Below are 25,198 nucleotides of genomic sequence, written 5' to 3'. Positions count from 1 at the left end.
GGTTTTCCAGGTTTATGGAATTGACGAACACGGCAAGCGATTGTTCAACAGGCTGCAAACGGAGTCTGTAAATAACTCTGTGTAACTGCTATCGTATTAAAAGTGAGTGCTCAGGCGGTCACCGAACTCGATAATAAAAGGGCTCATAGCCAGCCGCCAGTTCTGGATCGGCATACTCCATTTTTTCGCTGCGGCCTGTATCGCCAAATAAATCATTTTACGCACCGAGTCATCCGTCGGGAACATTTTGCGTTTCTTGATGGCCCCTCAGTTCGTCAAGCCCTATGTCAAAACCAGTAAGTATGATGCTGCAGAGGCCGAGGCTATTTGCCGGAGCCGTCACGTGACTCAACATGCGATTCATGCCTGTCAAGAGACCTGAGCAGCAAGCTGTATTGGTACTTCACCGGAGTCGTCAGCGTTTCATCAGGCTACGGACCGCTCAGGCGAATCAAATTCGGGGGGCTATTGGCTGAATTTGGCATCGTCGTGCCCCGGGGGATCCAACGGCTACAACTCCAGTTACCTGAGATCCTGGAAGATGCCGATAACTCATTGCCATCTCTATTCCGTGCACAACTGAGTCTGTTGCACCACCATATGACATATCTGTTTGATATTGTCGCTGCGCCTGATCAGCACATTGAGCAGTGCTACCGGGGTGGGGGCAGTCCAACTATAGGGCAGGATCGTCTACCGGGGTGGGGGCAGTCCACCGCAAAAATGCACTATGTCAGCAAGATCCCGGGCATTGGCCCGATAACCGCCACCGTACTGATTGCAGCTATCGGTAACACCAGCAATTTCGGGAATAGCTGACAGCCTGAGTTCCCGGACTTAACTCTCTCCCATAAAACCGGTACGGTTCAATTTCATTAACAAAGCCTTTGACTTGATGAATCTGCCATTGCGGCATGGACTGACAATGCACAGCCTCAAGGTCGTGGTCAATCGCTTCATGGCACCGATATGGCTATCACCATGTTCCTGATGGTACCGCGGCGTGCTCCTTCTTGCCGGGGACGTGCTTAGGCGGTCTGTTGTACCACAGGCTGCTGGCGGAGCGCAGTGGGCAACCGCCCTGAAATGTTCCATAACGGTTATGTGCCGCAGAGGCAGAATCGTTACGGGACTGCTTGAGTTTGAGGTGTATCGGCGTGATGCGGTCTGCCGCCGTGAACCCGTCGGTATTTATTCCACCACGTGCTTCCACGTCGTGAAGGCAGTGGTAGACGCCATTTGTGAATATATCTCCATGGGTGGGGGACTGCGATCCTGAAGCGGAGTGGGTAATGTGCCCCGCCCTGGGTATGCCGATTTTAGCCATTTTGTTCATTTTCTTTTTAAATCAAGCTGATTAATCTCTCCTTTCCCCAAACATACGACAATTAATCCCCCATAGTTTGATTTTGATCCTGTTACCTCGCTAGGGTTATTTGGCAGGATGGATTCACCTGATGATTAGGTTAAGTCCCGTTGCATGCCGATACTGAGCGCGGTCGCACAACGCTTATTGTAAATAACATGTTAACATCGGGTGGTAAAGTTAACAGGTCGCGCGGTTTTTCTTATCGGGCATCACGGCGATGGCGCTGCGTGGCTCGGTAAATTTATACAAGCTGACGTTGTAAGCGAGAGAAAAATGTCAAATAAACCCTTCCATTATCAAGATCCGTTTCCGCTGCAAGGCGATGACACCGACTATTATCTGCTGAGTAAGGAGCATGTTTCCGTGGTCAGCTTTGAAGGCCAGGAGATGCTGAAGGTCGAGCCGCAGGCGCTGACGCTGTTGGCCCAGCAGGCGTTCCACGATGCCTCGTTTATGCTGCGCCCGGCTCATCAGCGCCAGGTCGCCGCGATCCTTGACGATCCGCAGGCCAGCGAAAACGATAAATATGTCGCGCTGCAGTTCCTGCGTAACTCCGAAATCGCCGCCAAGGGGGTGCTGCCGACCTGTCAGGACACCGGGACGGCGATTATCGTGGGTAAAAAAGGCCAGCGCGTTTGGACCGGTGGCGGCGATGCCGAGGCGCTGTCGCGCGGGGTTTATAACACCTATATCGAAGATAACCTGCGCTATTCCCAGAACGCCGCGCTGGATATGTACAATGAGGTCAATACCGGGACCAACCTGCCGGCGCAGATCGATCTGTACGCCACTGAGGGCGAGGAGTACAAATTCCTGTGCGTCGCCAAAGGCGGCGGCTCAGCCAATAAAACCTATCTGTATCAGGAGACCAAGGCGCTGCTCACGCCGGAGAAGCTGAAGGCTTTCCTGATCGAGAAGATGCGTACCCTGGGCACCGCGGCCTGCCCGCCATACCACGTGGCCTTCGTCATCGGTGGCACCTCGGCGGAGTCTACCCTGAAGACGGTGAAACTGGCATCGACCAAGTACTATGATGCGTTGCCGACCGAGGGCAATGAATACGGCCAGGCGTTCCGTGACGTGGCGCTGGAGCAGGAGCTGCTGCTGGCAGCCCAGGCGCTGGGGCTGGGCGCGCAGTTCGGCGGTAAATACTTTGCCCACGATGTGCGGGTGATCCGCCTGCCGCGTCACGGTGCCTCCTGTCCGGTCGGCATGGGGGTTTCCTGCTCGGCGGATCGCAATATTAAGGCCAAGATTAACCGCGAGGGGATCTGGATCGAGAAGTTGGAGCATAACCCGGGTAAATATATTCCTGAGCATCTGCGCCAGGCCGGCGAGGGGGAGGCCATCAAGGTGGATCTCAACCGTCCGATGAAGGAGATTCTGGCGCAGCTCTCCCAGTATCCGGTCTCCACCCGTCTGTCGCTTTCCGGCACCATCATCGTCGGGCGTGATATCGCCCACGCCAAGCTGAAGGCGCTGCTGGACGAAGGCAAGCCGCTGCCGCAGTATGTGAAGGATCACCCGATCTACTATGCAGGCCCGGCCAAGACGCCGGCGGGCCATGCCTCTGGCTCACTGGGGCCAACCACGGCAGGCCGTATGGACTCCTATGTTGACCTGCTGCAGGCCAACGGCGGCAGCATGGTTATGCTGGCCAAAGGAAACCGCAGCCAGCAGGTCACCGACGCCTGCCATAAACACGGCGGCTTCTATCTGGGCAGTATCGGCGGCCCAGCGGCGGTACTGGCCCAGCAGAGCATTAAGAGCCTGACCTGCGTGGCCTATCCTGAGCTGGGAATGGAGGCTATCTGGAAGATTGAGGTAGAGGACTTCCCGGCCTTCATCCTGGTGGATGACAAGGGGAATGACTTCTTTCAGCAGATTGTGACCAGCCGCTGCAGTGGCTGCATGAAATAAGCGGCTAATCCCGGCAGCGATAGTGGCCGGTTATCCCATTGATCCCCACGCCATGGCGTGGGGATTTTTGTATGGGCCTAGCGCAGCTGATCGCGGGCCGTGTAGAACCTGGCGTAGGCGAGGTAGCCCGCGATGATGGTGGAGAGGCTGGCGGTGGAGATCAGCATAAAGGTCACCATAATCTGATAGCGGATGGCCTTGACCGGATCGATACCGGCGAAGATCAGGCCCGACATCATGCCCGGCAGGCTGACCAGCCCGACGGTTTTGGCGGAGTCGACGGTGGGGATCATCGCTGCTTTGATGCTGGCGCGGATGATCCCCGCCGATGCCTGCTTCGGGGTCGCGCCCAGGCTGAGCATCTCCTGCACCCGCTGACGTTCGTCGTGGAAGCGCTGGCGCAGGTTGTTATAGCACAGGCCGACGGCCACCATGGCATTACCGGCGATCATCCCGGCGATGGGGATCACCTGCATCGGGGTGAATTCGATGGAGCCGCTGACGATCAGGATCGCCAGGGTCAGCGCGGTACCGGTGACGATGGCGATCAGCGACATGGCAAAGGCATTGCTGAGGTTCTTACTGCGCTTTTTCGCGTTCCAGGCCGCGTTGACGCAGATAAACAGCACCATCAATAGGGTCAGCAGGGCGCTGTCCAGATGAAAGATATACTTTAAGACGTAGCCCACCAGGATCAGCTGGACGATGGCGCGGCTGACGCTCCACAGAATGTCCTTGCCGAGTCCCAGCTTTTCCCGCCCACTGATGACCAGCGCAATGGCGACCAGCGCCAGGGCCATGACCAGGGACTGATCGGTAATGTTGTGGCTATTCATGGCGCTGCTCTCCGTTTGGCTGGGTCCCGTCTTCCTCTGCGTCGTCGCTGTCGGCCAGACGTGGCAGGGTTATCACATTGTCGCACTGGGTAATCTCATCGCTGCTGTGAGTGACCCAGATAATGGCGACCCCCTGCTGCTGATTGAGGTGCGAGATGACCTGATGCACGATGGTCCGATTGTGCTCATCCAGCGCGCTGGTGATCTCGTCCAGCAGCAGCACCTGCGGCATATACTGAATGTTACGCAGCAGCGCCACGCGCTGACGCTCGCCGCCGGAGAGATCTTCGATGCGCTGATCCAGCGTGTGCAGCGGCAGGCCAAACTGCATCAGACCGCGGCGGATGCGGTCCATATCCGGCGTGTCGCTGCGGATCTGATAGGGAAACAGCAGGTTGTCACGCACCGTATTACCGAACAGCACCGGCGTTTGGACGCTGTAGGAGACCTGCTTACGGTACGCCTCCGGAGGATAGCTTCCCAGGGGTTTTCCCTGCAGCAGGATCTCGCCGCGCTGCGGCTCCAGCAGTGAGGCCGCAATCTTGAGCAGCGTGCTCTTGCCGCAGCCCGAGGGGCCCGTGATTACTTTGAATTCGCCGGGCTGTAGCGTCAGCGAGACGTCGTGCAGAATGGGGCGTCCATTAGCGCTGAAGTCGATGTGATTGAGCGCCAGTAGCGGTGTTGCGGTCATATTCTCCCTCACGGCTACCAACAAAAAGGCCTGTCCTAAGGGACAGGCCGGAGTAAATAGTGTCCTGAGCCTACGCGCGTACCGACCATCGCAGCGTTTCCCCTGCCAGGAAGGGGGTCAGGGTTTCATCGCCGCTGGCGATGCTGTCGACGACAGACGCAGGCTCCTGTGCCAGCTCAATATACGCCTCATTGGCCGGGAGTCCATAGAAAGCCGGTCCGTTCAGCGAACAGAAAGCCTCCAGATGCTGCAGCGCCTGCTCCTCTTCAAAGACCGTTGCGTAGGCCTGTAGCGCCGTCGGCGCGTTGAAGACCCCGGCGCAGCCGCAGGCTGACTCTTTGCGCCCGCGCAGGTGCGGCGCGGAGTCGGTACCGAGGAAGAAACAGGTCTGCCCGCTGGTGGCCGCCTTGCGCAGCGCCTGCTGGTGCACGCTGCGCTTGAGGATCGGCAGGCAGTACAGGTGCGGGTGAATCCCGCCGACCAGCATGTGGTTGCGGTTGAACATCAGGTGCTGCGGGGTAATGGTTGCCGCCAGATAGCGATCGCCTTCGGCGACAAACTGGGCCGCCTCGCGGGTGGTGATGTGCTCAAAGACGATGCGCAGCTCGGGGAAGTCGCGGCGCAGCGGCAGCATCACCTGCTCGATAAAGCGAGCCTCGCGATCGAAGATGTCGATATCCGCCTGGGTGACCTCACCGTGGATCAACAGCGGCATGCCGCTCTGCTGCATCGCCTCAAACAGCGGATACAGTCCGGGAATGGAGGTGACGCCGCAGGCCGAGTTGGTGGTGGCGTTGGCCGGATACAGCTTGGCGGCGGTGAATACGCCTTCCCGCTGGCCGTGCATCAACGTGTCTACCGAGAGGGCATCGGTCAGATAGCAGGTCATCAGTGGGGTAAACGCGTGCCCCTGAGGCACGGCGTCGAGAATGCGCTGGCGATAGGCGATGCACTGCTCCACGGAGGTGATCGGCGGAACCAGGTTGGGCATCACCACAGCCCGGGAAAAGTGGCGGCTGGTGTAGGGTAACACGCTGTGCAGCATCGCATCATCGCGCAGATGGAGGTGCCAATCGTCAGGGCGGCGGATCTTCAGGGTGTGCTGCATTACGGTCATTACGGACTCCGGCTGGTGGATATGTCTGATGGACTGCGCAGGCTTCTGGCCGCCGCAAGGGCAGGGCGCCAGGGCGCAGTGAACATTTCTGTGCCGGGCGATAAGGATAACGGGAAACGGGTCTGGATGCATCTGATTGTTGTATGGTGTCATCAAATTGTGCGCTTGAGCAGGGCGATGGGGTGATTGAGTGCTGATGGCTCATGTCGCGGGCGGCAAAAACGGGTAAGGTGATCCTGTAGGCATCCGTCGCGTACCACGACGGATGTATTCCAGGCGGTGCCCGCCGCGGTTCAATATATCAGCGCCGTACCGCGGGGCACCCCGGCCAAAAGAGGAGTGTGTTATGAGTGAAGTTCGCATTGTCGCGACGCTGGTCGCATCCACGGGGCAGCAAGAGGCGGTACGCCACGCCGCGCTGCAGCTGGTTGAGCCCAGCCGCGCCGAGGCAGGAAATGTGCGTTATGACCTCCATCAGGAAGAGGGGCAGGCCGCAACGCTGGTGTTCTTTGAGATCTGGCAGTCGCCGCAGGCGTTGGCGCAGCATGAGAAAAGCGCCCATTTTGCCGCCTTTCTGCAGGGGATCGAAGGGCGGTGTGCCAGCGTTGAGATTAAACGGCTGCAACAGATAGCCTAGCGCCGATATAAAAAAACCCGCCTTTCGGCGGGTTTTTGGGGCTGGCTGCATCTTACTCCTGCGGCATGACCGGTTTCGTGGCTGGCGCTGCAGCCTGACTGGTCGCAGCGTCTGCACCGGCGGCACTGCGGCCGTGGAAGTCATACTCCGGGCGAACCCAGGTGCTGACTACCGCTGCCGGTGTGACATAGGCTGGCGCCGGTGCCGTGGTCATCGGCGCGCTGGCGCGACCGTGTTCGTGCGTCGCGGCGTGCGTATCGCTCGGGGCCATTGCCGCCGGCGCTACCATGGGGGCGGCTACGCTGGCTTCGGCTTCGGCTTCGGCTTCGGCTTCGGCTTCGGCCTTGAGTTCCGCTTCAGCAGCCTGCGCTTCGGCCTGGGCCAATGCAGGCAGTGCCTCTTCCAGCGTCGGTGCGGCGGCGGCACAGACGGCGTGCGTGACGCTCTCCTCTGCTGTCACCGGCGACGGCGATGCCGCGATGGCCTCGCAGGCCTGCTCCTCAACGGCAGCGGCCGGGACGATGATCGCCGGCGCCTGCACCACCGGTTCGGCGGTCGCGGTGTCGTTGACGACGGCCTCGGCGATGGCCTCTGGACGCGTGGTTTCAGCCGGTACGGCGGCGAGGGTCTCTACCGTTACCGGGGCGGCGCTCTCCTCCATGACGCGCGGCGTTTCGAGCGCGGCGGTCTCGGCGGCGGCCGGGGTGGCGACAGGATAGCTGATCCACACCTTGCCGGAGGCCATCTCCGGAGAGTATACCGCCAGCGTCAACGGCATCGGAGACTGCTGCGGATAACGCTCGTCACGATAGCGGCGACGGCGCTGCCCACTGACGCGCAGGTGGCGCGGTGAACGGCGGGAGCGGCGCGGCATGCCATTTTCATGGCGCGGCGCGTTATCTTCCTCCGTTGCCGCGGTGGCACTCTCCTGAGGCTGAGCGCTGACCACCGGCAGAGCCGGAGCGGTGGTCGCGTCGGCGACCGGTGCCACAGCGGTATCTGCATCGGTATTGACGACTGCTGACGCGCTATCGCCGATGCGGATTTTCTGGCTCAGCTGACGGCGTTGACGGCGCTGGGCCGGTACGCTCTCCTCTGCGATCTCCTCATCTGGCTGTGTGGCGGAGTCCAGCGCCTTGACCTCTTGCTGGGCCTGGCGCTTCTCTTCCTGACGACGACGCTGACGCTCGTTGCGCTGCTCGCGGCGCTGTTGCTGCTCTTCGCGCTGCTGGGCATTCTCCTCTACGCCGCTCTCTGTCGCCAGTGTCGGCTGAGTCTGGCGGCGGCCACGGCGCTGTTCGTCGCGGTTTTCACGGCCGTCGCGGTTCGCACGCTCCGGACGTTCACCACGCTCCGGACGCTCACCGCGCTCCGGACGATCACCGCGCTCACCGCGCTCACCGCGTTCACGACGCGGATTCTGACGCCGACCGCGGCGCTCCTGCGGGGAGCGGCTCTCTTCACGCGGACGCTCTGCGCTGACGGCAGGTTTATCTTCCTGCACCGGCGCCGGTGCGGCTTCACCGGCGAAGATCCCTTTCAGGGAGGCAACCAGGCGACCAAACAGTCCCGGACGGGTGTCGGCTACCGGCTGCGGGCGCTCAGTCGGTGCGACGTCGGCAGCGATAGGCTTATCCTGCGCGGCGTCGATCGGCGGTGCAGCGACATTCAGGCTAAAGGCCGCCAGTGCAGGCTGCTCCGGACGCTTACGCTCTGCCGGCACCTCTTCATCACCGCAGGCTTCCGCTTCGTGCAGCTGCGGCAGCTTGTAGCTCAGGGTATGGGTCTCTTCACCTTTGCGAACCCGCATAACGGCATAGTGCGGGGTCTGCATTTGCTCGTTGGGTACCACGATAACCCGCACGTCCGGCTGACGTTTCTCAATGGCGTTTACGGCGTCACGCTTTTCGTTCAGCAGATAAGAGGCGACCGGTACCGGCACGATGGCGTGCACTTCACGGGAGTTCTCCTTCAGTGCTTCCTCTTCGATCAGACGCAGAATGGACAGCGCCAGTGATTCGTTGTCACGTACGGTACCGGTGCCGTTACAGCGTGGGCAGACGTGGTGGCTGGATTCACCCAGAGAGGGGCTGAGGCGCTGGCGGGACATCTCCAGCAGGCCAAAGCGGGAGATCCGGCCGATCTGAATACGGGCGCGATCCTGACGTACGGCATCGCGCAGGCGGTTTTCCACCTCGCGCTGGTGGCGTACCGGGGTCATATCGATAAAGTCGATCACGATCAGACCGCCCAGGTCGCGCAGGCGCAGCTGACGGGCGATTTCATCGGCGGCTTCCAGATTGGTGTTGAACGCCGTCTCTTCGATATCGCCGCCGCGGGTAGCGCGGGCAGAGTTGATATCGATGGCGGTCAGCGCCTCAGTGCTGTCGATAACGATAGAGCCGCCGGAGGGCAGACGGACTTCACGCTGGAAGGCGGACTCGATCTGTGACTCGATCTGATAGTGGCTGAACAGCGGGATCTCACCGGTATACAGCTTGATTTTACTGCTGAAGTCTGGACGGCCCAAGGCGGCGATATGCTGCTTGGCCAAGTCGAGGATCTTCGGGTTGTCGATCAGGATTTCGCCGATGTCCGGGCGCAGATAGTCACGGAAGGCGCGGACGATAACGTTGCTTTCCTGATGGATCAGGAACGGCGCAGGGCGGCCTTCGGCGGCTTTCTTGATGGCGTCCCAGTGCTTCAGGCGGAAAGAGAGATCCCACTGCAGCGCTTCGGCAGACTTGCCGACGCCGGCGGTGCGGACGATCAGTCCCATACCGTCAGGGATCTGCAGAGAGGAGAGTGCCTCTTTCAGCTCGGTGCGGTCATCACCTTCGATACGGCGGGAGATACCGCCGGCGCGCGGGTTGTTGGGCATCAGCACCAGATAGCTGCCCGCCAGGCTGATAAAGGTGGTCAGCGCAGCCCCTTTGTTGCCACGCTCTTCTTTATCGACCTGAACAATGACCTCCTGGCCTTCGCGCAGCACGTCCTTAATGTTGGGACGGCCGTGGGCGGAGTAGCTGCTGGGAAAATATTCGCGGGCGATCTCTTTGAGGGGCAGAAAACCGTGTCGTTCAGCGCCGTAGTCAACAAAGGCGGCTTCCAGACTGGGCTCAATACGGGTGATTTTACCCTTGTAAATGTTTGCTTTCTTCTGTTCGTGACCCGGGCTTTCAATATCCAGATCGTACAGTCGCTGGCCATCCACAAGGGCGACGCGCAACTCCTCCTGCTGAGTTGCGTTGATTAACATTCTTTTCATCGTTAACGTACTCGTTTTTTTTGCATTGGCAACTTAAGCTGCGGGCGAAAAGACCTTTCTGACCGGGAGGAAGACCGATGACCCCGAGTCTTATCGCAAAGTCGTCAACCTCACGGTTGTCGCCTGCATAGGGGCGCAATATTCGGTAAGCCTGCATTTCTTTGTGAAAGACAGCGCTGTTTATCAGGATGGCACTGCAGAAAAAGGATGCGGCCAACTGATTCCATGTTGTTGGTCAGACTGCGACCCGCAGCCCGCTAATTACTTGATTTCGCACTACGTCTTACGCCATTGCTGCATTTCTGCGCTATCAGGTAAACGTTGAATCCCACCTCTTTTTTCGCTTTGATGGAAAAAAGTGCAGAAAACGACTCCATTATTTCACTGCAATGACAAATATAGCAAGACGCCATTGCGGGTTGTTTGCAGAAAATTTCCCTATGACGATATGTCACACCATAAACTCTGCTGATGGGTATGTCCGTGCGTCGCCGTGGTGCACGCTATCGCCAAATTATTGCACAGTGGCTGAAAATAGCAGTAGCGCGGCGTTGCGGCGCTCTTTAAAATCGCGCCCATGAATACACAAAATACCTCCGTCAAGTTAGTCACGATCGCCGCCGATGAGGCGGGACAGCGAATTGATAATTTTTTGCGCAACCAGTTAAAGGGTGTGCCAAAGAGTATGATCTATCGCATCGTGCGTAAGGGTGAGGTGCGGGTCAATAAGAAACGCATCAAGCCGGAATATAAGCTGGAAGCCGGGGATCAGGTCCGCATCCCGCCGGTGCGGGTGGCAGAGCGCGATGAGGCGCCGGTGTCAGCCCGTCTGGATAAGGTCGCCGCGCTCAATGGCTGTATCCTGTATGAAGATGACTACCTGCTGGTGCTGAATAAGCCCTCGGGTACTGCGGTACACGGCGGCAGCGGCCTCAGTTTTGGCGTGATTGAAGGGTTGCGCGCCCTGCGCCCGGAGGCCCGTTTCCTGGAGTTGGTGCATCGGTTGGATCGCGAGACCTCCGGGGTACTTCTGGTGGCGAAAAAGCGCTCAGCGCTGCGCTCGCTGCATGAGCAGCTGCGCGAGAAGGGGATGCAGAAGGATTACCTGGCGCTGGTGCGCGGCCAGTGGCAGTCGCACTGCAAAGTGGTGCAGGCGCCGCTGCTGAAAAATACCCTGCAAAGCGGCGAGCGCGTCGTGCGGGTTAACGCCGAGGGCAAGCCGTCGGAGACCCGCTTTAAGGTAGAGGAGCGCTTTGCCAACGCCACGCTGGTGAAGGCCAGCCCGGTGACCGGGCGGACCCACCAGATCCGCGTCCATACCCTGCATGCCGGCCACCCGATCGCCTTTGACGATCGCTATGGCGATCGCGACTTCGATCGCGAGCTGGCGGATACCGGCTTAAACCGTCTGTTTCTGCATGCGGCGGCGCTGCGCTTCGTGCACCCGCACAGTGGCGAGACCCTGCGCGTAGAGGCGCCGCTGGACGCCGCGCTGCGCCACTGCCTGAACGCGCTGCGCGCGCGCAGTGCGCTGAGCTGAGGCGGCGCGGGCGCGACAAAAAAGTAGGCCCCGCGTTAGCGGGGCCTACTGCGTTGACGACGGTTTAAAACTCCGGACTGACCCCGATATGGTAAGCGGCAGAGCCGCTGCCAAAGGCGTTGCTCCCCTTGGTGGCGAAGGTTTCGTTGACCCGGCAGCCGACGGCGGCGGCCTGCTCATCCTTATATCCCCCATGGCCGCCGTCACGGTGACCTTCCCGACCCCATAGGGCTGGCACAGCGCCTTACGGCTATCGTCGACCCCGCGACAGAGAAGGCTGATCTGCCGTGGGGAGCCCGCCGCTGCAGATTGGCATCATTACTCTCATCAATGGCCGTTTTTAGCCTGGCGATATAGCTCCTGAGCGTCGCGGGGAGCGCCGTTCCGTCATCCTGTGCGCCGATTATCTGGCGGCCAGCAGCGGATTCACGCCGTGGCGCTGTAGCAGTGTGTTCAGCGCGATCAGCGGCAGTCCGATCAGGGCATTGGGGTCACGCCCCTCCAGACGCTCGAACAGCAGAATCCCGGCCCCTTCGCACATAAAGCTGCCGGCACAGCGGAGCGGTTGCTCCAGCGTTACATAAGCGTCGATTTCGGCATCGCTCAGGGGCCGAAAGTGAACATGAAACGGTTCACACAGCGTATGGCAGGCGCCGCTGGCGCTGTTGAGCACGCTCAGGCCGCTATAAAACGTGATGCGTTGTCCGCTGGCGGCGCGCAGCTGGGCGCAGGCGCGCTCATGGCTTAAAGGTTTCCCGGTGATCTGTCCGTTGAGTACGCAGACCTGATCGCTGCCGATGATCAGGTGCGCCGGATAGTCGGCGGCCAGCGCGCGCGCCTTGGCCTCTGCTAGGCGACAGACCAGCGCCTGGGCACTTTCATTGGGCAGCGGCGTTTCGTCCGTGTGTGGCGCTGCGCAGATAAAAGGCAGCGCCAGCTTCTCCAGCAGTGCACGGCGGTAGGGCGAGGTCGAGGCAAGCAGCAGGGGTAACATATTTTTTCCCGAAAGCATGGCGTTAATGATGGCATCATTCTAAACTGTCCGCCGCTCAGGAAGCGAATATTGGGGGAAAGGGGCGCGAGAGTGGCCTTTTCCTTTGACTCTATGGCTTTACAAAGTTAATATGCGCGCCCTATGCAAAAGGTAAAATTACCCTTGACCCTTGATCCGGTACGCGCTGCGCAGAAGCGTTTAGACTATGTTGGTGTCTATGCTTCCGGGCAGTTAACGCGCTTAGCTGAATCTGTGGTCAGCGTGGACAGCGATGTCTCCGCTGAAATGTCCTTTTCAATCGACAATCAGCGGTTGGCTGTGATCCGTGGGCATGCCGACGTTAGCGTAACGTTGCAGTGCCAGCGCTGTAATCAGCCATTCCAGCATCACCTCCACGTAACGTATTGTTTCAGTCCGGTCGCCAATGACGAGCAGGCTGAAGCATTGCCGGAAATTTACGAGCCGATCGACGTCAATGAATACGGCGAAGTCGATCTGCTGGCGATGGTCGAAGATGAAATCATCCTCGCCTTGCCGGTGGTTCCGGTGCATGAATCTGAACACTGTGAAGTGTCCGACGCGGACATGGTGTTCGGTAAGCTGCCTCCCGAGGCGGAAAAACCGAATCCATTTGCCGCACTAGCCAGTTTAAAGCGAAAGTAATCAAGGAGTAAGGTCCATGGCCGTACAGCAGAACAAAAAAACCCGCTCTTGCCGTGGTATGCGTCGTTCCCACGATGCGCTGACCACTGCAACCGTCTCTGTTGACAAGGTTTCCGGTGAAACTCACCTGCGTCACCACGTCACTGCGGATGGTTTCTACCGCGGTCGCAAGGTCATCGCTAAGTAATACAGCTCTGTATTAACAAGGCGATACCTTGACTCGTCTAACCCTTGCGTTAGATGCGATGAGCGGGGACTTTGGTCCCTGCATCACAGTGCCTGCCGCGCTGCAGGCACTGACTTCAATTTCGTCACTGTCCCTTTTGTTGGTCGGCCAGCCCGACGCTATCGCGCCTTACCTTTCCGCCGCAGACGCTTCACTGCGCTCCCGGCTACGGGTGGTGGCAGCCGAAACCGTGATCCCCAACGACGCCAAGCCGTCACACGCCATCCGCAACAGCCGTGGCAGCTCAATGCGCATTGCGCTGGAGCTGGTGAAGCGCGGCGAAGCCCAGGCGGTGGTCAGTGCGGGAAACACCGGCGCACTGATGGGGCTGGCGACGCTGTTGCTAAAACCGCTGGAGGGCATCGACCGTCCGGCGCTGGTGACGGTGCTGCCCAATCAGCGTAAGAGTAAGACCGTGGTGCTGGATCTCGGGGCCAACGTGGCCTGCAGCAGTGCCATGCTGGTACAGTTTGCCGTGATGGGCGCGGTGCTGGCGGAAGAGATTGTCGGTATCCCGGCGCCGCGCGTCGCGTTACTGAATATCGGGGAAGAAGAGTGTAAGGGACTGGACAATATCCGCGAAGCCGCCGCTGTGCTGAAGACAACGCCGGCCATCGACTATATTGGTTATCTGGAAGGCAATGACCTGCTCAGTGGAAAAACCGATGTATTGGTGTGTGACGGCTTCGTGGGTAATGTTACGCTGAAAACCATGGAGGGAGTGGTGCGTATGTTCCTCTCCCTGCTGAAGCCGGCGGGCGATAAACCGCGCAGCGCCTGGTGGCTGCGCTGGCTGGGGCGCTGGATACAAAAAAGAGTGGCGAAGCGTTTCGGGCATTTGAACCCCGACCAGTATAATGGCGCTTGTCTGTTAGGATTACGTGGCTCTGTAATCAAGAGCCATGGGGCGGCAAACCAACGGGCGTTCGCTGTCGCCATACAACAGGCTGTGCAGGCGGCGCAACGGCAGATCCCTGAGCGGATCGCACTGCGCCTTAAGGCTGTATTACCCAAGAGTGACTAATCGTACATGCATACAAGAATTCTCGGTACGGGGAGCTACCTGCCCGTACAAGTACGCACCAATGCTGATTTAGAGAGGATGGTGGAGACCTCTGACGAGTGGATCGTCAGCCGTACCGGTATCCACGAGCGTCGTATCGCCGCGGCGGACGAGTCCGTCGCCACCATGGCATTTGAAGCGGCCAAACACGCTCTGGACATGGCTCAGATCGACAAGGACGATATCGGCCTGATCATCGTGGCGACCACCTCGGCCAATAACGCGTTTCCCAGCGCCGCCTGCGAAGTTCAGAATATGTTGGGGATCCGTAACGGATCTCCGGCCTTCGACGTCGGTGCGGCCTGTGCCGGGTTCACCTATGCACTGAGTATCGCCGATCAGTACATTAAAGGCGGTGCGGTACGCCACGCGCTGGTGATCGGTTCGGATGTGCTGGCGCGCACCGTGGATCAGCAGGATCGCGGCACGGTGATCCTGTTTGGTGATGGCGCCGGAGCCGTGGTGCTGAGCGCCTCTGAGCAGCCGGGGATCCTGTCGACCCATATTCATGCTGACGGCCGCTATGGTGAGCTGTTGACGCTGCCTAACCGTCCGCGCCATACCGAGGATCAGGCGTACCTGACCATGGCAGGGAACGAGGTATTCAAGGTGGCCGTGACCGAGCTGGCGCATATCGTGGATGAGACGCTGCAGGCTAACCAGCTATCCCGCGATGATCTGGACTGGCTGGTGCCGCATCAGGCGAACCTGCGTATCATCAGCGCGACCGCGAAGAAGCTGGGCATGAGCCTGGATAACGTGGTGGTGACGCTGGATCGTCACGGTAATACCTCGGCGGCCTCGGTTCCGGCGGCGTTGGATGAGGCGGTACGCGACGGTCGTATCCAGCGTGGCCAGCTGATTTTGCTGGAGGCTTTCGGTGGCGGTTTCACCTGGGGCTCCGCACTGGTTCGTTTTTGATTTTTTTGTTCAGGAAAACACTCATGTCTACATTTGCAATGGTATTCCCCGGGCAGGGGTCACAGACCGTGGGTATGCTGGCCGATTTAGCCGCACAGTATCCGGTGGTCGGGCAGACCTTCGCCGAGGCCTCCGAGGCGCTGGGCTACGATCTGTGGCGCTTGGTGCAGCAGGGACCAGCCGAAGAGCTGAACAAGACCTGGCAGACCCAGCCGGCGCTGCTGACGGCCTCCGTCGCGATTTACCGCGTCTGGCAGCAGAACCATGGCAAACAGCCGGCGATGATGGCCGGACACAGCCTGGGTGAGTACTCTGCGCTGGTCTGCGCCGGTGTACTCGACTTTACGCAGGCGGTACGCCTGGTCGAGCTGCGCGGTAAGCTGATGCAGCAGGCGGTGCCGGCAGGTACCGGTGCGATGTACGCCATCATTGGTCTGGACAACGACGCCATCGCCGCCGCCTGCACCGGGGCAGCGCAGGGGCAGGTGGTCGCGCCGGTCAACTTCAACTCGCCGGGGCAGGTGGTAATCGCCGGTGAAAAAGAGGCCGTCGAGCGTGCCGGGGCAGCCTGCAAGGCCGCCGGTGCCAAGCGTGCGCTGCCGTTGCCGGTCAGCGTGCCATCCCACTGCGCGCTGATGAAGCCGGCCGCGGACCAGCTGGCCGGGGCGCTGCAGGCCATTGCGTTTCATGCGCCGTCCTGCCCGGTGATCAATAACGTCGACGTGACGGCAGCGACCGACGCCGATGCGATCCGCGATGCGCTGGTGCGCCAGCTCTACAGCCCGGTTCGCTGGACCGAGACCGTACAGCTGATGGCCGCCGAAGGCGTTGACCATTTGCTGGAGATGGGCCCGGGCAAAGTGCTGACCGGTCTGACCAAGCGTATCGTCGATACCATGACCGCCGCTGCGGTAAATGACTGCGCATCCCTGAGCGTTGCTCTCGAACAGTAAGACGAGGAAAACATGAGCTTAGAAGGTAAAATTGCACTGGTAACCGGTGCCAGCCGTGGCATTGGCCGCGCTATCGCCGAGACTCTGGCCGCCCGCGGTGCCCGTGTCATCGGTACGGCTACCAGCGATAAGGGCGCAGAGGCGATTAGCGCTTATCTGGGCGATAACGGTATGGGAATGGCGCTGAACGTGACCGACGCTGCCTCTATCGACAGCATGCTGGAGCGCGTGCGCGCTGAGTTTGGCGAGATCGATATTCTGGTCAATAACGCCGGGATCACCCGCGATAATCTGCTGATGCGGATGAAAGATGATGAGTGGCAGGATATCCTGGACACCAACCTGACGTCGGTGTTCCGCCTGTCAAAAGCCGTCATGCGCGCGATGATGAAGAAACGTTGTGGGCGTATTATTACCATCGGCTCCGTGGTGGGTACCATGGGGAACGGTGGGCAGGCGAACTACGCGGCGGCGAAAGCGGGTCTTATTGGCTTCAGCAAGTCGCTGGCGCGTGAAGTCGCCTCCCGCGGCATCACGGTTAACGTGGTGGCACCTGGGTTTATCGAGACCGATATGACGCGTGCGCTCTCCGATGAGCAGCGCAGCGGCATTCTGGCTGCGGTTCCGGCCGCTCGTCTGGGGGATGCCAAAGAGATCGCCTACGCCGTTGCCTTCCTGGCCTCGGATGAGGCGGCCTACATTACCGGTGAGACGTTACATGTCAATGGCGGCATGTACATGATCTAAAAATCACGAAAACTATTTGCCTTTATTGAGCAAAACACCGCAAAATAGAGCAAAATCGTGGTTTGACCAGCCGGGATTTGGTTGCATCTTTTTCAACTTTCAATACACTACGAAAACCATCGCGCAAGCGAGTTTTGATAGGAAATTTAAGAGTATGAGCACTATCGAAGAACGCGTTAAGAAAATCATTGTTGAACAGCTGGGTGTTAAAGAAGACGAAGTTGTGAATTCAGCTTCTTTCGTTGACGATCTGGGTGCTGATTCTCTTGATACCGTTGAACTGGTTATGGCTCTGGAAGAAGAGTTTGATACTGAGATTCCGGATGAAGAAGCAGAGAAGATCACCACTGTTCAGGCCGCTATCGACTACATCGAAGCTGCAAACAAGTAAGTGAACTCATCTAGGCGGTCATTCGACCGCCTACGTTTTTCCTGCATTCATCAAGTATCACTTCCCTCCCTGGAGGACAAACGTGTCTAAGCGTCGAGTTGTTGTGACCGGACTGGGCATGTTGTCTCCTGTCGGCAATACCGTAGATTCCACATGGAATGCGATTCTTGCCGGTCAGAGTGGCATCAGCCTGATCGACCATTTCGATACTAGCGCCTATGCAACGCGTTTTGCTGGCTTAGTAAAGGATTTTAATTGCGAAGAGCATATTTCGCGCAAAGAGGCGCGGAAGATGGATCTCTTCATTCAGTACGGGATCATGGCCGGTATTCAGGCCTTCCAAGACTCCGGGCTGGAGATTACGGAAGAAAACGCCCCGCGTATTGGCGCCGCTATCGGCTCCGGGATCGGCGGCCTCGGCCTGATCGAAGAAAACCACAGTGCGCTGATGCACGGTGGCCCGCGTAAGATCAGCCCGTTTTTCGTTCCATCAACCATCGTCAACATGGTGGCCGGGCATCTGTCCATCATGCTGGGGCTGCGTGGACCGAGCATCTCGATTGCGACGGCCTGCACCTCTGGCGTGCATAACATTGGCCACGCGGCGCGAATGATCGCGTATGGCGACGCCGATGCCATGCTGGCTGGCGGCGCAGAAAAGGCGAGTACGCAGCTGGGCGTCGGCGGATTTGGCGCCGCGCGTGCGCTCTCGACCCGCAATGATAACCCGCAGGCGGCGAGCCGTCCGTGGGACAAAGATCGCGACGGCTTCGTGCTGGGCGATGGCGCCGGCATTCTGGTGCTGGAAGAGTATGAACATGCCAAGGCGCGTGGTGCCAAGATCTATGCCGAGCTGGTTGGCTTTGGCATGAGCAGCGATGCCTATCACATGACGTCCCCACCGGCCGATGGCGCCGGTGCGGCGCAGGCGATGGAAAACGCCTTGCGTGACGCGGGTGTGACGCCGGCACAAGTCGGCTATATCAACGCCCACGGCACCTCTACGGCGGCCGGCGATAAGGCGGAGACCCAGGCGGTCAAGAATGTCTACGGCGCCGACGTGGCCCGTGTGATGGTCAGCTCGACCAAGTCGATGACCGGCCACCTGCTGGGTGCCGCTGGCGCGGTAGAGTCCATCTTTACCATTCTGGCGCTGCGCGATCAGGTGATCCCGCCGACCATTAACCTGGACAACCCGGATGAGGGTTGCGATCTGGACTTCGTTCCGCACGAAGCCCGTCAGGTCAGCGGCCTGGAGTATGCGCTGTGCAACTCCTTTGGCTTCGGCGGTACCAACGGCTCCATTATCTTCCGCAAGGTGTAATGGCGTATCGTTGGGAAATGGCTCCTTCGGGGGCCATTTTTTTATCCCGGCGGTTAGAATAGGGTGATGTGCACGAACGAAGGGAGAGGCGAATGTATTGGCTTGATGGAGAAGAGTGCCAGCAGATCGACCTGCGCGATCGCGGGCTGCAGTATGGCGACGGCTGTTTTACCACGGCCCGCATCGTCAATGGCCGGGTCGACGGGCTACAGGCGCATCTGACCCGGATGCAGCGCGCCTGCGAACGCCTGATGATCCATGGTGTGGCCTGGCCGCGCTGGCAGGCCGAGGCTGAGCAGTATGCGGCGACCCGCGATGAGGGTGTCCTGAAGGCGATCGTTACCCGCGGCTGCGGTGGCCGGGGCTATGATCCTACCGGGAGCCATTCGCCGCGCCGGATCTTCAGTACAGCACCGCTCCCTTCACACTATCCGGCGCTGCGTGAGCGGGGGATAAACCTGATCGTGAGTCCGGTCAGACTGGCGCATCAACCGTTGTTGGCGGGGATCAAACATCTGAATCGGTTAGAGCAGGTGCTGATCCGGGCCAGCCTGGCGCAGACACAGGCGGATGAGGCGCTGGTGCTTGACACTCAGGATAACCTGGTGGAGTGCTGTGCGGCCAATCTGTTCTGGCGCAGTGGTCAGCAGGTGTTTACCCCGCGCCTGACCCGCTGCGGCGTGGATGGGCTGATGCGTCAGCGCATCTGTCGGGTGCTGGCGCACAGCGGGTATCACCTTGCCGAGGTCGATGCCGGTCTGCCGTCCCTGCTGGCGGCCGATGAAGTCGTGGTGTGCAATGCGCTGATGCCGTTGCTGCCGGTGCGCCGGGTGGCAACGCAGGTTTTCAGCGATCGCACGCTGTATCAATTTTTATTACCGCACTGCCTGCAGGTTGAGGCATAGCGGTGTGATGGCGGTTGAATGAAGAGAAAATGGATAGCCTGGATTGCGGCGTTGGTGCTGCTGTTGCTGGGCGCTATAGGTGTGATGGGGTATCACCAGGTGGAGCGCTTCGCCCGCACCCCTTTGCCCCTGAGCCAGGCGACGCTGTTTAAGCTGCCTTCCGGCAGCGGGCGGGATAAGCTGCAGGCGCTGTTGATCCGCGATCGCCTGATCCACAGTGGACGCTATTTGCCCTGGCTGCTGCAGCTGGAGCCGGATCTGGCGCAGTTTAAGGCCGGTACCTATCGGCTGACACCCGGGATGACGGTGCGCGACATGCTGGCGCTGTTCAGCAGCGGCCGAGAGGCGCAGTTTGACGTGCGCTTTATCGAGGGCACCCGTTTCAGCGATTGGCTGAAGGTGCTGGCCGATGCCCCACAGGTGCGGCAGACGCTGCGTGGGGAGAGCGAGGCGCAAATCGCCCAACGACTGGGGATCACGGCGGGGCAGTCTCTGGAAGGGGGGTTATACCCCGACACCTACCGCTATACCGCCGGTACCAGCGATCTGATGTTGCTGAAGCGCGCACACGCCCGGATGGAACAAGAGGTGGCACAGCAGTGGGCGCAGCGTGACGTCGCGCTACCCTATAAAACTCCGCAGCAGATGGTCACCATGGCCTCAATCATAGAGAAAGAGACCGGGCTGGGCGAGGAGCGTCCCAAGGTGGCTTCGGTATTCATCAACCGCCTGCGGATCGGGATGCGTCTGCAAACCGATCCGACCGTGATCTATGGCCTGGGAGATGCCTATAATGGCAACCTGACGCGGCGTGACCTACAGCAGCCGACGCCCTATAACACCTACGTTATCGCCGGTCTGCCACCGACGCCCATCGCCATGCCGGGCAAGGCATCTCTGGATGCGGCGGCTCACCCGGCCAAAACGCCCTATCTCTATTTTGTGGCGGACGGTAAGGGAGGGCATGTATTCAGTACCAACCTGCAGAGCCATAATCAGGCGGTGCGGGCCTATCTGCAGGCATTGAGGGATAAGAATGGAAAGTAAGTTCATCGTGATTGAGGGGTTGGAGGGCGCCGGTAAGACGACTGCGCGCGACGTGGTGGTGGATGAGCTGCGCCGTCACGGCATTCCGGAGGTGGTCTTCACCCGTGAGCCGGGCGGAACGCCGCTGGCCGAGCATCTGCGCACGCTGGTGAAAGAGGGGGTCGATGGCGAAACGCTGACCGACCGCGCCGAGGTACTGATGCTGTATGCTGCCCGGGTTCAGCTGGTCGAAAATGTGATCAAACCGGCGCTGGCCCGCGGAGCCTGGGTAGTGGGCGATCGTCACGATCTGTCCTCCCAGGCCTATCAGGGCGGGGGGCGGGGTATTGATACCCATCTGATGCAGACCCTGCGCGATACGGTGCTGGGCGACTTTAAACCCGATTTGACGCTGTATCTGGATATCCCGCCGCAGCAGGGGCTGGAGCGGGCGCGCAGCCGCGGTGAGCTGGATCGCATTGAGCGGGAGTCTCTGGCTTTCTTTGAACGCACCCGCGCCCGCTATCTGGCGTTGGCTGCCGTGGATGAGACCATCGTAACTCTGGATGCCGGGCAGCCGCTGGAGCAGGTCAGTGCGGCGATCCGTCAGGCGCTACGGGCGTGGCTGGCCTCTCAGGAGGCGCAGGTGTGAACTGGTATCCCTGGCTCAACGCACCGTATCGCCAGCTGCTGGCACAGCATCAGGAGGGGCGTGGCCACCATGCGCTGCTGCTGCATGCCATCGACGGCATGGGTGAGGAGTCGCTGGTATACGCTCTGGCCCGCTGGTTGCTTTGTCAGCGCCCGCAGGGAGATAAGAGCTGTGGCGAATGCCATGCCTGCCGCCTGATGATGGCGGGCACCCACCCTGACTGGCACGTGCTGCAGCCGGAGAAAGGGAAGTCGACGCTGGGTATTGAACCGGTGCGTCAGCTCATTGAGCAGCTGCAGAGCCATGCCCAGCAGGGGGGAGCCAAGCTGGTGTGGATCGCCCGCAGCGAGCAGCTCAGCGAAGCGGCGGCCAATGCCCTGCTGAAGACGCTGGAGGAGCCGCCCGCACGGACCTATTTCCTGCTGGGAACCCGCGAACCGGCGCAGTTGTTGCCGACGCTGCGCAGCCGCTGTTTCTACCTCTATCTCGCTCCGCCGGCCGAGGGCGTCAGCCTGCGCTGGTTGACGCAGCAGATGCCGGGGGATGCGCAGGCCCAGCGCAGTGCCCTGCGCCTGAGTGCAGGCGCACCGGCAGCAGCGCTGGCGCTACTGCAGCCGCCGCGCTGGACCCAGCGCGAGGCGCTGTGTCAGGCGCTGTATCAGGCGTTGGAGAGCCGCCAGTGGCTGACGCTGCTGGGCGTGTTGAACCATGACGACGGTAGCGAACGGCTGGGCTGGCTGTGCGCCCTGCTGCTGGATGCCCTGAAGCTGTGCCACGGCGCCGCGGCCAGCGTCACTAACTGTGACCACCTCCCGTTAATCCAGCGGCTGGCGACGTGTCTCGGCGAGGCCGATCTGCGGCGCCTGCTGCAGGCATGGATCGCTTGTCGCCACCAGTTGCTGGCGACGCCGGGGGTAAACCGTGAATTGATGCTCATGCGCCAACTTTGCGTATGGGACGCACCCGCACCGGCCCACCCGTGAGCCGGTCATAGACAGACTGTAGGTTTCTTATGTATCTAGTGGATTCGCACTGCCATCTTGATGGCTTGAACTATGAGACGCTGCACGACGGCGTCGACAGCGTGTTGGCCGATGCCCGTGCGCGCGGCGTGGGCTTTGTGTTGGCGGTCGCGACGACGCTGCCGGGCTATCGCAGCATGCGTGAGCGGATCGGCGAGCGGCGCGATGTGGCATTCTCCTGCGGAGTCCATCCGCTGAATCTGGAGGAGGGCTATGACTACGGGGCGCTGCGCAGCCTGGCGGCGCAGCCGGGCGTAGTGGCGCTGGGGGAGACCGGGCTCGACTACTACTATCAGCAGGATAATATCGTCCTGCAGCAGGATTCGTTTCGCCAGCATATCCGTATCGGCCGCGCGCTGGGCAAACCGGTGATCGTGCATACCCGCGACGCGCGGGATGATACGCTGGCGATCCTGCGCGAGGAGGGGGCGGAGGCGTGCGGCGGCGTGCTGCACTGCTTTACCGAGGATCGTGCGACGGCGGCGGCGCTGCTGGATCTCGGGTTTTATATCTCCTTCTCCGGCATCGTGACGTTCCGCACCGCGGACGCCCTGCGTGAGGTGGCCCGCTATGTGCCGCTGGATCGCCTGCTGGTGGAGACCGACTCGCCCTATCTGGCGCCGGTGCCGCACCGCGGAAAAGAGAACCAGCCAGCCTACGTGCGTGATGTCGCTGAGTACCTGGCGGTGCTGAAGGGTGTCGATCCACGGCAGCTGGCCGCACAGACCAGCGCCAATTTTAGCCGTTTGTTTGGAGTGACACTGCCAGAGGCGGATTAATATATTTCATCCTGTGTAAAAATGCCCGGCGATGGGCATTTTTAGCCGGATAAACGGCGGGTAAATTGGATAATAACGCAATAGAATGGTTAATGGAAGTGTATTTTCTTTATATAAATGTTAAATAAAATGCTGTAATGTGTGAAATGTGACAGCCATCAAACATAACTCAACCTATTTATTTTACCCTGCGTAAAAAATACAAGGGTGCATAGACACCCGACGTCCGGGGCTCTCTTCCCTGCGGCGGTGCGCTGTTTCCGGCGCGGATAAAAAGAGCATTTTTACTCAGGAGCACACTCAATTATGTTTAAAAACGCATTTGCCAACCTGCAAAAGGTTGGTAAGTCACTGATGCTGCCCGTATCAGTCCTACCTATCGCAGGCATACTGCTCGGCGTCGGATCGGCAAACTTTAGTTGGCTTCCCGCGGTGGTTTCCCATGTGATGGCTGAGGCCGGTGGCTCGGTATTTGCCAATATGCCGCTGATCTTTGCCATCGGCGTGGCGTTGGGATTTACCAATAATGACGGGGTATCAGCCCTGGCCGCCGTGGTTGCCTATGGCATCATGGTGAAAACCATGGCCGTGGTGGCACCGCTGGTGCTGCATCTGCCCTCGGAAGAGATTGCCGCCAAGCATCTGGCGGATACCGGGGTGCTCGGCGGGATCATCGCCGGTTCTATCGCCGCCTATATGTTTAACCGCTTCTACCGCATCAAACTGCCGGAATATCTGGGCTTCTTTGCCGGTAAACGCTTTGTGCCGATTATCTCCGGCCTGGCAGCGATTGCGCTGGGCGTGGTGCTCTCCTTCATTTGGCCGCCGGTTGGCTCCGCCATTCAGCATTTTTCCCAGTGGGCCGCCTATCAGAACCCGGTGGTCGCATTCGGCATCTATGGTCTGGTAGAGCGTGCACTGGTGCCATTTGGCCTGCACCATATCTGGAACGTACCGTTCCAGATGCAGATCGGTGAGTATGTGAATGCGGCGGGACAGGTGTTCCACGGCGATATTCCGCGCTATATGGCCGGCGATCCGACGGCGGGTAAACTCTCCGGTGGCTTCCTGTTCAAAATGTATGGCCTGCCGGCGGCGGCGATCGCCATCTGGCATTCGGCGAAGCCGGAAAACCGTACCAAGGTGGCCGGGATCATGATCTCCGCGGCGCTGACCTCATTCCTGACCGGGATCACCGAGCCTATCGAGTTTGCCTTTATGTTCGTGGCGCCGATCCTGTATGTGATCCACGCGATTCTGGCCGGTCTGGCGTTCCCGATCTGTATCCTGCTGGGGATGCGCGACGGAACCAGCTTCTCACATGGCCTGATCGATTTTATCGTTCTGAGCGGCAACGGCAGCAAGCTGTGGCTGTTCCCGATCGTCGGCCTGTGCTACGCGCTGCTGTACTACGTGATCTTCCGCGTGCTGATCGTCAAGCTGAACCTGAAGACGCCGGGCCGCGAGGAGAGCAGCAGCGAGCAGAGCGCGCAGAGCGGCAACGACATGGCTGCGTCGCTGGTACAGGCATTTGGCGGTAAGGAAAATATTACCAACCTGGACGCCTGTATTACCCGCCTGCGCGTCAGCGTCGCCGATGTCGCCAGGGTGGATCAGGCCGGGCTTAAGAAGCTGGGCGCTGCCGGGGTGGTGGTGGCGGGCTCTGGGGTGCAGGCCATCTTTGGTACCAAGTCCGATAACCTGAAGACCGAAATGGACGACTATATTCGCAGCCATTGATGCAAGTGCGTGATACGCCTTTGACAGGGTGGTTACGTTAGTTCGCCCCCGTTTTTACGGGGGTTAATGAGATGGTCACCCCCCCACCCTGTGAGCGGTACGCTGGCAGGGTGTTTTTCTTTCTGGAGAGGCCATAATGGAAAACATTGCGCTTATTGGTATCGCTCTCGGTAAACACTCTTTTCATGTTCACTGCCAGGATAAATCTGGTAAGGCGCTTTTGCGTAAGAAATTCACGCGCACGAAGCTAATGCAGTTTCTGGCAACATGTCCGTCCGCAGTTGTTGTTATGGAAGCTTGTGCGGTGCGCATTTTATGGCGCGGCGTATCAGCGATATTGGCCATAAAGCAAAACGTATCTCTCCGCAATTCGTGGGTGGTGACTCCAAATTAGTGTCGTGGTATTATCCACCC

Annotated in this window: 24 protein-coding genes and 3 pseudogenes; 20 read left to right on the top strand and 7 right to left on the bottom strand. The window is 59.8% G+C overall.

The genetic code is table 11. From position 1 onward, the window contains the following. Nucleotides 1–96 precede the first annotated feature (96 nt). Nucleotides 97–246 (bottom strand): transposase, encoded by a 150-nt coding sequence (locus tag EIEH_RS19255; RefSeq protein WP_015871676.1) that lies wholly within the window; start codon nt 244–246, stop codon nt 97–99. A 10-nt stretch (nt 247–256) separates the two neighbouring features. Here EIEH_RS19255 and EIEH_RS20185 point away from each other — a divergent pair. The 3 genes and pseudogenes from EIEH_RS20185 to fumA form a co-directional block, all read left to right on the top strand. After that, nucleotides 257–816 (top strand): annotated as a pseudogene (locus EIEH_RS20185) (transposase); the annotation flags it as partial. Nucleotides 817–891: 75 nt separating this feature from the next. Further along, nucleotides 892–1,002 (top strand): annotated as a pseudogene (locus EIEH_RS19630) (IS5/IS1182 family transposase); the annotation flags it as partial. Nucleotides 1,003–1,642: 640 nt separating this feature from the next. Beyond that, nucleotides 1,643–3,289 (top strand): class I fumarate hydratase FumA, encoded by a 1,647-nt coding sequence (gene fumA, locus EIEH_RS05930; RefSeq protein ID WP_015871672.1) that lies wholly within the window; start codon nt 1,643–1,645, stop codon nt 3,287–3,289. Nucleotides 3,290–3,366: 77 nt separating this feature from the next. On the opposite strand, the gene fetB is transcribed toward fumA, so the two are convergent. The 3 genes from fetB to pyrC form a co-directional block, all read right to left on the bottom strand. Next, the gene (gene fetB / locus EIEH_RS05925) at nt 3,367–4,125 is read right to left on the bottom strand and encodes an iron efflux ABC transporter permease subunit FetB (RefSeq protein ID WP_015871671.1); all 759 of its coding nucleotides are present in this window, start codon (nt 4,123–4,125) and stop codon (nt 3,367–3,369) included. Continuing rightward, a complete protein-coding gene (fetA, locus tag EIEH_RS05920; RefSeq protein ID WP_015871670.1) occupies nt 4,118–4,816 on the bottom strand; it encodes an iron efflux ABC transporter ATP-binding subunit FetA in 699 nt (232 codons plus the stop codon). Before fetA ends, fetB begins: the two co-directional genes overlap by 8 nt. Nucleotides 4,817–4,886: 70 nt before the next feature. Continuing rightward, nucleotides 4,887–5,933: a dihydroorotase gene (gene pyrC / locus EIEH_RS05915; RefSeq protein WP_015871669.1), complete on the bottom strand. Its 1,047-nt coding sequence runs from the start codon at nt 5,931–5,933 to the stop codon at nt 4,887–4,889. A gap of 346 nt (nt 5,934–6,279) precedes the next feature. Here pyrC and EIEH_RS05910 point away from each other — a divergent pair, with 346 nt between their 5' ends. Continuing rightward, nucleotides 6,280–6,570: a putative quinol monooxygenase gene (locus EIEH_RS05910; RefSeq protein WP_015871668.1), complete on the top strand. Its 291-nt coding sequence runs from the start codon at nt 6,280–6,282 to the stop codon at nt 6,568–6,570. Between the two features lie 52 nt (nt 6,571–6,622). Here the strand turns inward: EIEH_RS05910 and rne are convergent, their stop codons facing one another. Beyond that, nucleotides 6,623–9,838 carry a ribonuclease E gene (rne, locus tag EIEH_RS05905; RefSeq protein ID WP_015871667.1) on the bottom strand — a complete coding sequence of 1,072 codons (3,216 nt, stop codon included), beginning with the start codon at nt 9,836–9,838 and terminating at the stop codon, nt 6,623–6,625. 577 nt (nt 9,839–10,415) lie between these two features. Here rne and rluC point away from each other — a divergent pair. Next, complete coding sequence (rluC, locus tag EIEH_RS05900) at nt 10,416–11,378, top strand: 23S rRNA pseudouridine(955/2504/2580) synthase RluC (RefSeq protein ID WP_015871664.1); 963 nt, start codon at nt 10,416–10,418, stop codon at nt 11,376–11,378. 64 nt (nt 11,379–11,442) lie between these two features. Here the strand turns inward: rluC and EIEH_RS18870 are convergent, their stop codons facing one another. After that, entirely contained in the window at nt 11,443–11,616 is a 174-nt protein-coding gene (locus tag EIEH_RS18870; protein ID WP_015871663.1) for a YadA-like family protein, read from the bottom strand. A 165-nt stretch (nt 11,617–11,781) separates the two neighbouring features. Further along, nucleotides 11,782–12,372 (bottom strand): Maf family protein, encoded by a 591-nt coding sequence (locus EIEH_RS05895; protein WP_015871662.1) that lies wholly within the window; start codon nt 12,370–12,372, stop codon nt 11,782–11,784. A 141-nt stretch (nt 12,373–12,513) separates the two neighbouring features. Between EIEH_RS05895 and yceD the strand changes: the two genes are divergently transcribed. The 15 genes and pseudogenes from yceD to EIEH_RS18865 all read left to right on the top strand — a co-directional run. Continuing rightward, complete coding sequence (yceD, locus tag EIEH_RS05890; RefSeq protein WP_015871661.1) at nt 12,514–13,035, top strand: 23S rRNA accumulation protein YceD; 522 nt, start codon at nt 12,514–12,516, stop codon at nt 13,033–13,035. Nucleotides 13,036–13,051: 16 nt separating this feature from the next. After that, the gene (rpmF, locus tag EIEH_RS05885) at nt 13,052–13,222 is read left to right on the top strand and encodes a 50S ribosomal protein L32 (protein ID WP_005287307.1); all 171 of its coding nucleotides are present in this window, start codon (nt 13,052–13,054) and stop codon (nt 13,220–13,222) included. A 28-nt stretch (nt 13,223–13,250) separates the two neighbouring features. Continuing rightward, nucleotides 13,251–14,285 carry a phosphate acyltransferase PlsX gene (plsX, locus tag EIEH_RS05880; RefSeq protein WP_015871660.1) on the top strand — a complete coding sequence of 345 codons (1,035 nt, stop codon included), beginning with the start codon at nt 13,251–13,253 and terminating at the stop codon, nt 14,283–14,285. A 6-nt stretch (nt 14,286–14,291) separates the two neighbouring features. Then, the gene (locus EIEH_RS05875; RefSeq protein WP_015871659.1) at nt 14,292–15,245 is read left to right on the top strand and encodes a beta-ketoacyl-ACP synthase III; all 954 of its coding nucleotides are present in this window, start codon (nt 14,292–14,294) and stop codon (nt 15,243–15,245) included. Nucleotides 15,246–15,268: 23 nt separating this feature from the next. Continuing rightward, nucleotides 15,269–16,198 carry an ACP S-malonyltransferase gene (gene fabD, locus EIEH_RS05870; RefSeq protein ID WP_015871658.1) on the top strand — a complete coding sequence of 310 codons (930 nt, stop codon included), beginning with the start codon at nt 15,269–15,271 and terminating at the stop codon, nt 16,196–16,198. Nucleotides 16,199–16,210: 12 nt separating this feature from the next. Continuing rightward, nucleotides 16,211–16,945, top strand: coding sequence for a 3-oxoacyl-ACP reductase FabG (fabG, locus tag EIEH_RS05865; RefSeq protein WP_015871657.1), 735 nt, complete (start codon nt 16,211–16,213; stop codon nt 16,943–16,945). Between the two features lie 154 nt (nt 16,946–17,099). Then, entirely contained in the window at nt 17,100–17,336 is a 237-nt protein-coding gene (gene acpP / locus EIEH_RS05860) for an acyl carrier protein (protein WP_005293837.1), read from the top strand. Nucleotides 17,337–17,418: 82 nt separating this feature from the next. Further along, complete coding sequence (gene fabF, locus EIEH_RS05855) at nt 17,419–18,660, top strand: beta-ketoacyl-ACP synthase II (protein WP_015871656.1); 1,242 nt, start codon at nt 17,419–17,421, stop codon at nt 18,658–18,660. Between the two features lie 92 nt (nt 18,661–18,752). Next, nucleotides 18,753–19,565 carry an aminodeoxychorismate lyase gene (gene pabC / locus EIEH_RS05850; protein WP_015871655.1) on the top strand — a complete coding sequence of 271 codons (813 nt, stop codon included), beginning with the start codon at nt 18,753–18,755 and terminating at the stop codon, nt 19,563–19,565. A gap of 18 nt (nt 19,566–19,583) precedes the next feature. Continuing rightward, entirely contained in the window at nt 19,584–20,612 is a 1,029-nt protein-coding gene (gene mltG, locus EIEH_RS05845; RefSeq protein ID WP_015871654.1) for an endolytic transglycosylase MltG, read from the top strand. Next, complete coding sequence (tmk, locus tag EIEH_RS05840) at nt 20,602–21,243, top strand: dTMP kinase (protein ID WP_015871653.1); 642 nt, start codon at nt 20,602–20,604, stop codon at nt 21,241–21,243. Before mltG ends, tmk begins: the two co-directional genes overlap by 11 nt. Next, nucleotides 21,240–22,226: a DNA polymerase III subunit delta' gene (holB, locus tag EIEH_RS05835; RefSeq protein WP_015871652.1), complete on the top strand. Its 987-nt coding sequence runs from the start codon at nt 21,240–21,242 to the stop codon at nt 22,224–22,226. Before tmk ends, holB begins: the two co-directional genes overlap by 4 nt. A 29-nt stretch (nt 22,227–22,255) precedes the next feature. Beyond that, nucleotides 22,256–23,044, top strand: coding sequence for a metal-dependent hydrolase (locus EIEH_RS05830; RefSeq protein WP_015871651.1), 789 nt, complete (start codon nt 22,256–22,258; stop codon nt 23,042–23,044). A gap of 306 nt (nt 23,045–23,350) precedes the next feature. Further along, nucleotides 23,351–24,784, top strand: a complete 1,434-nt coding sequence (gene ptsG, locus EIEH_RS05825; RefSeq protein WP_015871650.1) for a PTS glucose transporter subunit IIBC — start codon at nt 23,351–23,353, stop codon at nt 24,782–24,784. A gap of 136 nt (nt 24,785–24,920) precedes the next feature. Then, nucleotides 24,921–25,198: pseudogene (locus tag EIEH_RS18865) on the top strand (hypothetical protein); the annotation flags it as partial.

Source organism: Edwardsiella ictaluri ATCC 33202, assembly GCF_000264785.1.
In the GTDB taxonomy this organism is placed as follows: domain Bacteria; phylum Pseudomonadota; class Gammaproteobacteria; order Enterobacterales; family Enterobacteriaceae; genus Edwardsiella; species Edwardsiella ictaluri.
The sequence above is the reverse complement of the archived record's forward strand: the minus strand, read 5'-3'. Positions and strand labels throughout refer to the sequence as shown.